We start from the raw sequence: 11899 nt of genomic DNA, 5'->3' as shown, positions 1-11899 counted from the left end.
AGGTCAATGAGGACAATGTTTGGGTGTTTGTGAGGAAGGAGGTCGTCATACGAGGTCAATGAAGACAATGTTTGGGTGTATTTGTGGTAAGAGGTCGTCATAGGAGGTCAATGAGGACAATGTTTGGATGTTTGTGAGGAAGGAGGTAGTCATAGGAGGTCAATGAGGACAATGTTTGTGTGTATTTGAGGAAGGAGGTCGTCATACGAGGTCAATGAAGACAATGTTTGGGTGTTTGTGAGGAAGGAGGTAGTCATACACGTGGTCAATGAGGACAATGTCTGGATGTTTTTTAGTAAGGAGGTAGTCATATGAGGTCAATGAAGACAATATTTGTGTGTTTTTAGGAAAGAAGTAGTCATACGTGGTCAATGAAGACAATGTTTGTGTGTTTGTGAGGAAAGAGGTCGTCATATGAGGTCAATGAAGACAATGTTTGTGTGTTTTTGAGGAAGGAGGTAATCATACGAGGTCAATGAGGACAATGTTTGGGTGTTTGTGAGGAAGGAGGTCGTCATACGAGGTCAATGAAGACAATGTTTGTGTGTTTGTGAGGAAGGAGGTCGTCATACGAGGTCAATGAGGACAATGTTTGGGTGTTTTTGGAGTAGGAAGTAGTCATACGAATTCGAATAAATCCCAGACAATAAAATGAACTCCATAATGGAGTTCATATCAATAATATTTATATCATCGTCTAGCTTGCCCGACGATATCGATACTGCTGCCACTGAAACCTGAGAAAACATCCTACGCAAAACCCCATTAAAGCAACTCCTGAGGCAACACCTACCATAATGGCAAATGCAAAACCAATTACAACAAAACCAGAATAAAACCCGAAAAGCGCCAATGCCAAGCAGGTTACCGCAATGCTTTGATTAAACTGCAGCTGAGCAACATCCTCCTGAACATAAGATCCTGCAGGCTTAGAGAGGAATCTTCTTGCAACACTAAGAGCTGGATTCCACTTCAACAACAATCCCATAAGCCCTGAAACCAGAGGAAATACCATTAGAAAGTATAGTCCGGAAACTAGAGAAAGGATAACAGTCGTCAAAATGAACCATTGATTAAAAGTAACTAAGGGCTTTGGTATCGTACTATTTTTCATATACAATTAATCCCACCTGTATTATCGGATATTTGTTATTAACATCATACTCTAAACAAGAAGAGAAGTGCAATGAATAAAAACTGGATATTCTTGTTATTAGAAAATTATTAAAAAATATAAAAAACACTTGCAAAATTGAATGCGTTTTCTTATTATGTAGTTAAAGGTAATAACCTTTAGTTAAAGGTAACAATATTATTATCATTTTAGAAACATCCAGACATTTTAGGAGGGAATTAGAATGAAATATTTTTTAGATAGTGCAAAAATTGAAGAGATTCGTTATGCGTATAAGAACTGGGGAATTGATGGAGTTACAACTAACCCTAGACACATTATGAACAGCGGCAAGCCTTTCTTAACAGTACTAAAAGAATTAGGTGAAGAATTTAAGGGCGTAGAGAACTTTCCTATCTCCGTTGAAATTAATCCACATTTAGAAGATCCTGAAGAAATGGTACGTGAAGGAAAGGAGATTGCTAGTTTATCAAGCAACTTCATCATCAAGATCCCTTGCACGGAGCCAGGACTGATTGCTGCGAAAAGACTTGAGGAAGAAGGAATTCGTACAAACGTTACATTGGTATTCTCTCCTTCTCAAGCACTACAACCTGCTAGAATCGGAGCTAAATTTGTTTCTCCTTTCGTTGGCTGGAAAGAAAACAGTGGAGAAGATACAGCTCCATACATTCAAGACATTGTAGATATCTACAAAATGTACAATGTGAAAACGGAAATTATTGTTGCAGCTCTTCGCAATGGTAAACAAATTGCAGATGCAGCTAAAGCTGGTGCAGATATTGTGACATGTGGCTTTGATGTATATAAAGCAAGCTTTGCACATCCATTCACTGATTATGGTCTAGGAGTTTTCCGCGACGCATGGGATAACACTGCCAAAGAATTGGAAGAAGTGAAGTAATACAATTAGCTGGGCTCTTCGTCAAGAAGAGCCCCTATAATAACATCGCAATTTAGGAGAGTTGAAAATGTCAAAGCTTGAATTGTTAAGAGCACTTAATACAAATCTATCCATTTTCAATATAGATGATAAAGAATTCTTACCTTTTGGTAGAATAGTAGAAGAATACGATTTCACAAGTTATCTTAATTATATGAATGAAACGGATATTCCAAAGGAAGGCAATGTCTATATGGCATCGATTCCGGAAATGGAACAAAGAGCACCTTCCGGATTAATCAAAGAATACTTCTATGGTGGAATGGACATTCAAGTTGGTTATTGTAACGGTGTAAATTCCACTTTAAATGGACTGGAATATCATAAATCCAGCGAGATTAATGTGGCAGGTACCGATATGGTTTTATTACTAGGACAGGTACAAGACATTGTAGGTAATTCTTTTAAAAGTGATAATGTAACCGGTTTCTTCGTGCCAAAGGGCAAAGCAGTTGAACTTTACGCTACAACACTCCATTTTGCTCCTTGTAAATTACAGGATGAAGGGTTTAAAACGGTTGTTATTCTACCAAAAGGTACGAATGAACCTTTAAATGAAGATCTAGTAAGGAAGTCAAAGGAAGATCAATTGTTATTTATGAAAAACAAGTGGCTTTTAGCCCATCCGGACAGAGAAGTGCTCATGGATAAAGGAGCACATCCGGGGATTGATGGGGAAAATATTGAACTTTTCTATAAAATGTAAACGCTTAAAAAGTTGCTAGAATTGAAGGGGTGACAGATATGGGGATGTCTAATGTCCTTTTTACGTTATTATCTTGTATGTTTTTTATGGGCCTTGTTGCTTGGTTTTCTTATCTGAAGACAAGAGGAGAAGTAAACGATTCTACGGGTTACTTCCTGGCAGGTCGAGGATTAACGGGGATGTTTATTGCCGGCTCCTTGTTGCTGACTAACCTTTCAGCAGAACAATTGGTTGGTCTTAATGGGGCTTCTTATGGGAAGAACATGACCAATATGGCTTGGGAAGTTACGGCGGCGTTTGCTATTACAATTATGGCCTTATACTTACTTCCAAAATATTTAGGGGGAGCGTTTACAACGTTACCTGAATTTTTGAGCACCCGGTATGATGAGGGTGTTCGACGATACACTGTTTTATTGTTCATGTTAGGGTATATACTTGTCACTATTCCATCTACCCTTTATTCTGGTGCTTTAGCCATCTTAAAGCTATTCGATGTACCTGAACTATTAGGAATTTCTTACGGTCAGTCTGTTTGGTTAATTATTTGGGTAGTAGGAATCATTGGTGCGGTATATGCGATATTTGGTGGATTAAAGGCGGTTGCTGTCTCTGATACGATTAATGGCTTAGGCTTGCTTGTCATTGGATTATTGATTCCTATTCTAGGCTTTCTTGCATTAGGAAACGGCAGTATGGTGGAAGGAATGAAGACCATCGCCCTTACACATCCAGAAAAGTTAAATGCCATTGGCGGAAGCGATGATTCCGTACCATTTGGCACCATTTTCACAGGTATGATTTTTGCTAACCTCTTCTACTGGGGGACAAACCAATATGTCATTCAACGTACGTTGGGAGCAAAAAGTTTATCAGAAGGACAAAAAGGGGTTCTTTATTCTGGATTCTTCAAACTGGCAATTCCTTTATTTATGATGATTCCTGGAGTCATTGCGTTTCATCTATATGGAGGGAATTTCGAATCAGTAGATTTGGCATACCCAGCGCTTGTTGCTGACTTGTTGCCGACTTATATGTCGGGTTTCTTCTTAGCGGTTTTACTTGGAGCAGTGTTCAGTTCTTTTAACTCCTTATTAAACTCAGCTGCAACGATGTTTGCACTAGATATTTATAAACCAACAATGAATCCTAATGCAACAGATGCGCAACTTATTAAAATCAGTAAAATCTTTGGGGTGTTAATTGCCCTTGTATCGTTCTGTGTATCGCCGCTATTAATGGAAGCGTCTACAGGACTTTGGGATCTGATTCGTCGTTTTACAGGATTCTTTAACATTCCAATCATTACGATTGTGTTAGTTGGACTACTTTCCAAACGCGTTCCAGCACTAGCTGCGAAAGTGGTAGTCATTTTCCACGTTATTACGTACTACATGCTTGTGTGGGGAACCAACCATCTGTTTGGGTTTACAGTCGATCTGAACTTTATTCATATCTACGCGATTCTATTCTTTGTGGAAGTTGGAATCATGTTGCTTATTGGTAACGTTAAGCCATTGAAAACACCTTATGTATATAAAAAGAATGCAAAAGTGGAGCTTACACCGTGGAAATACTCCTTGTTGACAACGGTTATCTTATTAACACTTGTAGTGATGACATATGTTGTCTTCTCGCCGATCGGTTTAGCGTATGATTCAGCAATTGTTTCACCGTATTTCTGGCCAATAATGGGTGGTGTGCTCTTCCTATCAATTATTATGAGTTATCTATCCATGAAAGTTTGGAACAAGAAATATGAAAACTATCTTGATAAAAAGCAAGAAGAGCTTATCAAAAATAAAAAATCAGCTTAAGGGGGATATCCCATGGCAGTTTTCACTGAAAATAAAATGATGCAGGTAGTGACGGAGAATAATAGTATTACTGTTACGTGGAAAGGGGAGGAGATTTTTCAGCACTCTCCAGACGCTCCCTTCCTTTTTGTAGGGAAAGGACAAGAGAACGTTAAAATGTTTCGCGGAAACTTTGACATTAAAGATTACGTAACAGAACGGATGGCTCTTCCCTTTATCACAGTAAGAAACGAGAATGACTCAATTGAAATAGATTTTGCAAGTTATCCAAGTGGCCCTTCTGTTGTAACTGTTCAACTGCACCAAAATGCTAATGAAGTAAAGCTAGAATTTGTAGAAGCAAACAAGGACATCAATCGTTTTTGGATTCGTCTTAAGGCAAATAAAGAGGAAAAAGTTTACGGCTGCGGTGAACAGCTGACTCACTTTAATATGAGAGGGAAGAACTTCCCTCTTTGGACCTCTGAACCTGGTGTTGGCAGAAATAAGAGCACCTATGTAACGTGGCAATCAGATGTAACTGGAATGGCCGGTGGAGATTATTATCATACAAATTATCCACAACCAACCTTTGTATCTAGCAGAAAATATTATTGCCATGTGGAAACGACAGCATACGCAGATTTCGATTTTAGAAATGATTCTTTCCATGAACTTCAAATTTGGGAAATGCCAAAAGAGATAGTACTTGAAGGAGCTAATGACTTTTTAGGCTTGCTTGAAAAAATCACGGATCGCTTTGGCCGTCAGCCGGAATTACCAGAATGGACCTATAACGGAATTTGGTTAGGAATTCAGGGTGGTACGGATGTAGTAGAAGAAAAACTGGAAAAAGCCCTTGCTAAAGGTGTCAAAGTAGGCGGTGTCTGGTGTCAGGATTGGCAAGGTATCCGTATGACTTCTTTTGGAAAGCGTCTAATGTGGAACTGGCAGTGGAATCCTGACGTGTATCCAAACCTAGACACAAAGATTCACGAGTGGAAAGAAAAAGGTATTCGTTTCCTAGGATATATCAATCCTTATGTGGCAGAGGAAGGAAATTTATTTGCAACAGCCAAAGAAAAAGGATATCTGGCATTGAATGACGAGAATGAAGTCTACCTAGTAGATTTTGGCGAGTTTTATTGTGGCGTGGTTGATTTCACAAATCCTGACGCCACAGAATGGTATAAATCGGTCATTCAAGATAATCTGATTGGCTTTGGTTTAGACGGATGGATGGCTGACTTTGGCGAGTATCTTCCTACGGATGTGAAACTGCACAGTGGAGAAGATCCAATGAAAATGCATAACGCATGGCCAACCATGTGGGCAAAGGTAAATTATGAAGCCGTTGAAGAAGCAGGGAAATTAGGCGACGTTGTTTACTTCATGAGAGCAGGCTATACAGGTATACAAAAATACAATACATTACTATGGGGCGGCGACCAGAGTGTGGACTTTACCTTGGACGATGGGTTAGCATCCGTCATCCCGGCAGCACTTTCAGCAGGTATGCTAGGTAATGGGTTGCATCATAGTGATATTGGTGGATACACCAGCTTGTTTGGTAACAAGAGAAACGAAGAGTTGTTGTTACGTTGGACAGAACTTGGCGCGTTCACACCTGTTATGCGTTCCCATGAAGGTAATAGACCTTACGACTGCTTCCAATTTGACGATACAGATCGTTCTTTAGAACAGTTAGCAAAAATGACTACCGTATATACAACATTGGCTCCATATACAAAAAGCTTGGTAAAGCAAAATTCAGAAAAAGGTACACCTGTACAACGTCCTCTTTTCATGCACTATGAAAATGATGAATCAGCTTATGACATACAATATCAATATTTATATGGAAAAGATCTCCTTGTAGCACCTGTATATGAGGAAGGCGCTACAACATGGGATGTTTATCTTCCTGAGGATGAATGGGTCCATGTTTGGAGTGGAAAAGAGTATGCAGGCGGGGATATTACTGTGAATGCCCCAATTGGAGAGCCACCTGTTTTCTACCGCAAGAACTCAGAGTGGGCGGATCTATTCGATAAATTAAAGGATATAAAATAATAGAACAAGGGACTGATTTTCGTAAAAACAGTCCCTTTCTACTAAAATCAAAGGTTATGATATTTACAAAAAGGTAGTAACCTATGTTATACTCAATGTAAGCCTATTCATAAAGGGGAACTAATGATGCTAAATAACAATATTTTATATGTACCTATCGGAAGAAAAACATTTGATTTAGAAGCAGGGGAAGCATATCGTCTTCAAAGTTCTGAATGGTTGAATGCTACCTGTGAAAAGGTAATCGAGCCAAATGGCATATTAACCTCTGTAGAAGAATTAGAAGATTTCTTGAAAGAAGCAAAACATGAAAAGATTGATACCATCCTTTATCAAAGTGTCACTTTTGCAGATGGTGAATTTATGGTTGAGATCTTAAAGCATAGAACAGAGCCTGTTATTGTATGGTCTGTTAGAGAACCAAGTGTTGGTGGACGGTTACGTTTAAACTCCTTAACGGGAGGTAACAGCACAAGTAATGTTTTACGAAACCATAACCACACATTTGCTTTTGTTTTCGGAAATCCAGATGAACAAAAACTTCAGGATAAATTAACAAAACAATTAAAAGTAAATAGAGTCCTTGCGCAATTAAATGATTTAACCATTGGGGTAGTGGGAGAGCACCCACCAGGATTCTTCTTCTCAGATACAAACGAACAAGAACTAAAAGAAGCACTTGGTGTGAACTTATATAAAATGGACCTGCAAAAAGCATTCAAAGAATGTGTTGAGCTTCCAAAAGAGGAATGGCTACCTGCCATTGAAAGGGCTGAACAGCAGGTAATCGGCTTAAATCGATCAGACGAAACAGTTACGAAATTTGCGCAATTCTCGACTTATGTCAAAAAGCATATTGAAGCACACGACATACAGGCTATTGCGGTTAGGTGCTGGCCAGACTTTTTCAACGATTTAGGGGCTGCCGCTTGTTCCACCCTATCTCAGTTTACAGAAGACGGTGTCGTTTCATCCTGTGAGTCAGATATTCATGGTTCAGTATCCATGTTTGTTTTACAACAATTGAGCGGTGGAAAAGCACCATATCTTGGTGACCTCGTCCATGTAAATGAACAAAATAACTCTGTTGTATTCTGGCATTGTGGTGCGGGAGCGTATTCCTTAGCAAGAGAAGAGACTGGTGCAACAGCAGGTGTTCATCCTAACAGAAAACTTGGATTTACCATGGATTTTGGACTAAAAGCTGGTGGCGTCACCATTTTCCGAGTGAGTCATACACCAGAAGGATATCGTTTATTAATCATGAAAGGAGAAGCGCTTGACTCTCCGCAGCACTTCCAAGGTACTTCTGTAGAAGTTGCCTTACAAAAAGATGTAACAGAGACTTTATATGAGGTTATGAATGAAGGATTTGAGCCGCATTTTGCGCTTGTATACGATGACGTAGTGGAAGAACTAGTGGAACTTGGTAGAATGCTAGGAATTAAAACAGAGATCTATGGCTCTTAAAAAGAGTTTGCTTGTCTAAGGGGACAACAAAGGGGTTTTTTAAATGCACCAACAAAGCAACAAACAAATAGCGCTATATCTTCAAATAAAGGAAACACTTATTCAGCGGATTCAGGAGAAGATATGGCTGCCAAATAAATTAATACCAACCGAACAAGAGTTGATGAAAGAGTTTGAGGTTAGTAGAACAACCATCAGACAGGCAATAAGCATGATGGTTCAAGATGGATTATTAGAGCGTCAACAAGGAAGAGGTACCATTGTTAAATCCCAACAGCTTGTAGGGAGCTTAGGTAGGTTAAAAGGATTTGCAGAAGAAGTGTTAGAGCGTGGATTAACACCAAACTCTCAACTGATAAGAGCTGAATTCTCCACCGACTTGTATCACGAAAAAGCAATGCTCCAAACGGATGATAAGTCCATTTTGGTCATTGAACGAATTCGGTTTGCAGATAACTTGCCCATTGCTTATGAAAGGAGTTGCTGGCCTAAATCAATAGGCGAGAAACTCATGAAAGAAGAACTCAATCAAGCAAACTTTTATCAGATTCTCGAACAAAACGGTATCGCCTTAAGAAAAGCCAATGAAAAAATCTCTGCCATGAATGCTACGATGCATGAAGCAGACTTGCTTGGAATTAGGGCAGGGGAAGCATTAATTGAGATGACAAGACTTAGTTATGGGATTGACGACAAACCAATTGAGTATACCAGAACGAAATTCCGAAGTGATCAGTACCACTACAATGTGGAATTAACAAGATGATAAAGGGGCTGTAATGATGACAACAACAACTATCTCGACACACGGACTATATATCAATGGACAAACAGTAGAAACGAAAGAAACGATGGCAGTAACAAACAAATACACACAAGAAGCGGCATACCATGTTGCCGTTGCGGAACAGGCGCATGTGAAAGAAGCAGTACAAGCAGCAAAGGATTCTTTAAAAGAAGACTTTACTCCGTATCAACGCTACCAAGTATTACTTAAAGCGGCACAGCTTTTATTAGCAAAAAAAGAAGAGTTTGCTAAAGTATTGGCAACAGAGGTTGGAAAGCCAATCAGAGAGTCAAGAGGGGAAGTAGAACGCGCAGCACAGACACTCGAAATTTCTGCAGAAGAAGCAAAAAGAATTCATGGAGAAGGTGTACCGGTGGAGGCTGCACCAGGATCTGAAAACCGCATGGCATTCACTTTGAAAGTGCCAGTTGGAGTAATTGCGGCCATTACGCCATTCAACGTACCCCTTAACCTTGTTTGCCATAAAATCGGTCCAGCATTGGCAGCAGGAAACAGTGTAGTATTAAAACCTGCAGAAGTAACACCTGTATGCGCGTATATGTTAGCTGAAGTACTTAAAGAGGCAGGTTTGCCAAAAGGGCGTTTACACGTAGTTACTGGAGACGGCCCGAGCATTGGCGACTGGTTGCTAGAAAATGAAGATGTTAATATGTTCACCTTTACGGGAAGTCCACGAGTGGGGGAAGTTATCCGTCAAAAAGCTGGTCTTAGAAAAGTAGCATTGGAACTTGGAAACAATTCCGCTACAGTAGTGCACTCAGACGCGGATTTAGAGCTTGCTTCTTCCATGGTAGCTCAGAAGAGTTTCAATAATGCAGGTCAAGTATGTATTTCTGTACAACGTGTGTATGTACATGAGGATGTATATGAAACATTTGTCCAACAGCTTAAAGAGAAAACTGAAAAATTTGTGGTTGGTAATCCACTAGATGAAACAACCGATATCGGCCCGATGATCCGCTTAAGCGAAGCAGAGCGTGTGGAGGCTTGGGTGAATGAAGCAGTGGAACAAGGCGCAACGGTTGTAACAGGCGCTAAACGTGAAGGAGCTTTCTATTACCCTACGATTCTTACAGATGTGCATGATGATATGAAAGTTTGCCGTCAGGAATTGTTTGGACCAGTCGTTTCTGTTGCAACCTATAAAGAAAAAGAGGAAGTCATTGCAAAGGTAAATGACTCTGATTATGGACTGCAGGCTGGGTTGTTTACGAAGGATTTAGGGTTTGCGATGAAGGCTGCTAAAGAAATCGAAGTGGGTGGCTTGATCGTGAATGATGCGTCTGCATATCGAGTGGATAATATGCCATATGGTGGCGTGAAGAGAAGCGGTACTGGAAAAGAAGGCCCTAGATATGCGATGGAGGAAATGACAGAAGAAAGAATCGTTGTGTTTAATTTATAATAGTATGGTAAAGTAATAGGATGGCCTGGCTCTGGTTGATGGAGCCGGGGCTTTTCCATTTTTTATTAGAGGATAGAGGCGAAGAGGTTTGGGTTTTTTACAAGTACTACTACCTGTATTTATGATATTTGCCATAGGGTTCATCGGACAGAAAACATTGGGGTTTGATACCAAAACCTTATCAAAGATGGCCTTGTATTTGCTATCTCCCGTACTGGTATTTAGGACTTTTTATACGAATGCATTTAGTAGTAATCATTTATATATCATTTTATATACGTTTCTTCTTTGTTTTTCATTGATCGCTTTAGTGTATATTCTATCTTGGATAAAAAAATTTTCTAGGGCAGAAACTTGCGGGATGATTCTCGCGGCAAGTTTTATGAACAATGGAAATTATGGTACTCCTGTTGCACTATTGCTGTTTGGAGCGGCAGGCTTTGAGTATGCGATCGTGTTAATGGTTGTACAATCTTTGTTAATGGGTACAGTGGGTGTTTACTATGCTGCCAAAGGTAGTCCGGAAAATGACGGCGTAAAAACTGCTTTAAGAGCGGTGGTGAAAATGCCTATTCTTTACGGGGCGATTATTGGTTTGTCCTTCCAGTTTCTTTCCATCCCTGTTTCTTCTTCCGTTATGGAAGCTGTGGATCTTGTGGCAAATGCTACTGTTCCTGTAATCATGGTCATATTGGGGATGCAGTTGGCTAAGATATCTATTAAACATGCACCGAAGGAAAAACTAGTTTATGCTATTGGTATTAAATTATTTCTTTCTCCTTTCATTGCTTTTGGTTTAACCTTGATACTTCCTGTAGATCCGATGGTGAAGCAGTTGATGATTATTATGGCTGCGATGCCGACTGCTGCGAATACTACGATGTATGCGCTGGAGTTTAATACAGAGCCGGATTTTGTTTCAAGTAGTACGTTGATTAGTACGTTGTTGACTATTGTTAGTTTACCTATTATGTTTTGGATTGTTTTATAGGTCAGTTCCTTTTACGGGAGCTGGCTTTTTTAAGTATTTGCTAAACGCCTCTGTTACTTTCCGTTCCAAGCGCTTCGCTTGCCTGCGGGCGGTTCATGAGACTTCTGATGTGAACGTAACTGTCAAGGGCCCCACTATTCTAGGTGTTTTTCTCATGGGATGAGACGATCTTCAAGTTTAAGAAGGTTTGTTTACCCCTTTTTAATAATGATAGTAAGCAAAAGGCAGGTAGGCTTACTACCCCAAAAACAAACAAACACTGTCCTCATGGTCCCCGTATGACGACCTTCTACCCCAAAAACAAACAAACACTATCCTCATAGCCCTCGTATGACGACCTTCTACCACAAAAAGACACAAACACTGTCCTCATAGCCCTCGTATGCCGACCTTCTACCCCAAAAACACACAAACACTGTCCTCATACCCCTCGTATCCCGACCTTCTACCACAAAAACACACAAACCCTGTCCTCATACCCCCCGTATCCCGACCTTGTACCACAAAAACACACAAACACACTCCTCATAGCCCCCACATCCCGACCTTCTACACCACAAACCAACCAAAAC

At 40.0% G+C, this 11899-nt stretch carries 9 protein-coding genes; 8 read left to right on the top strand and 1 reads right to left on the bottom strand.

Annotated elements, in window-relative coordinates:
• Positions 1-697 precede the first annotated feature (697 nt).
• Positions 698-1114 (bottom strand): DUF4395 domain-containing protein, encoded by a 417-nt coding sequence (locus tag HF078_RS01400; protein WP_169289537.1) that lies wholly within the window; start codon positions 1112-1114, stop codon positions 698-700.
• Between the two features lie 244 nt (positions 1115-1358).
• Here HF078_RS01400 and HF078_RS01395 point away from each other — a divergent pair, with 244 nt between their 5' ends.
• The 8 genes from HF078_RS01395 (at position 1359) to HF078_RS01360 (ending at position 11327) form a co-directional block, all read left to right on the top strand.
• The gene (locus tag HF078_RS01395; RefSeq protein WP_169289536.1) at positions 1359-2039 is read left to right on the top strand and encodes a transaldolase family protein; all 681 of its coding nucleotides are present in this window, start codon (positions 1359-1361) and stop codon (positions 2037-2039) included.
• 67 nt (positions 2040-2106) lie between these two features.
• Positions 2107-2784 carry a DUF4867 family protein gene (locus HF078_RS01390; RefSeq protein WP_169289535.1) on the top strand — a complete coding sequence of 226 codons (678 nt, stop codon included), beginning with the start codon at positions 2107-2109 and terminating at the stop codon, positions 2782-2784.
• A gap of 38 nt (positions 2785-2822) precedes the next feature.
• The gene (locus HF078_RS01385; protein ID WP_169289534.1) at positions 2823-4601 is read left to right on the top strand and encodes a solute:sodium symporter family transporter; all 1779 of its coding nucleotides are present in this window, start codon (positions 2823-2825) and stop codon (positions 4599-4601) included.
• Positions 4602-4613: 12 nt separating this feature from the next.
• The gene (locus HF078_RS01380; RefSeq protein ID WP_205831493.1) at positions 4614-6653 is read left to right on the top strand and encodes an alpha-glucosidase; all 2040 of its coding nucleotides are present in this window, start codon (positions 4614-4616) and stop codon (positions 6651-6653) included.
• A gap of 126 nt (positions 6654-6779) precedes the next feature.
• Positions 6780-8123, top strand: a complete 1344-nt coding sequence (gene sftI / locus HF078_RS01375) for a sulfoquinovose isomerase (protein WP_169289538.1) — start codon at positions 6780-6782, stop codon at positions 8121-8123.
• Between the two features lie 43 nt (positions 8124-8166).
• Entirely contained in the window at positions 8167-8889 is a 723-nt protein-coding gene (locus HF078_RS01370; protein WP_169289533.1) for a GntR family transcriptional regulator, read from the top strand.
• A 16-nt stretch (positions 8890-8905) separates the two neighbouring features.
• Positions 8906-10336, top strand: a complete 1431-nt coding sequence (locus tag HF078_RS01365; protein WP_481747991.1) for an aldehyde dehydrogenase family protein — start codon at positions 8906-8908, stop codon at positions 10334-10336.
• A gap of 88 nt (positions 10337-10424) precedes the next feature.
• A complete protein-coding gene (locus HF078_RS01360; RefSeq protein WP_169289531.1) occupies positions 10425-11327 on the top strand; it encodes an AEC family transporter in 903 nt (300 codons plus the stop codon).
• Positions 11328-11899: the final 572 nt, after the last annotated feature.

The organism is Bacillus sp. RO2 (genome assembly GCF_012911845.1).
In the GTDB taxonomy this organism is placed as follows: Bacteria; Bacillota; Bacilli; order Bacillales; family Bacillaceae_I; genus Sutcliffiella_A.
This window is presented reverse-complemented; position numbering and strand designations above follow the sequence as displayed.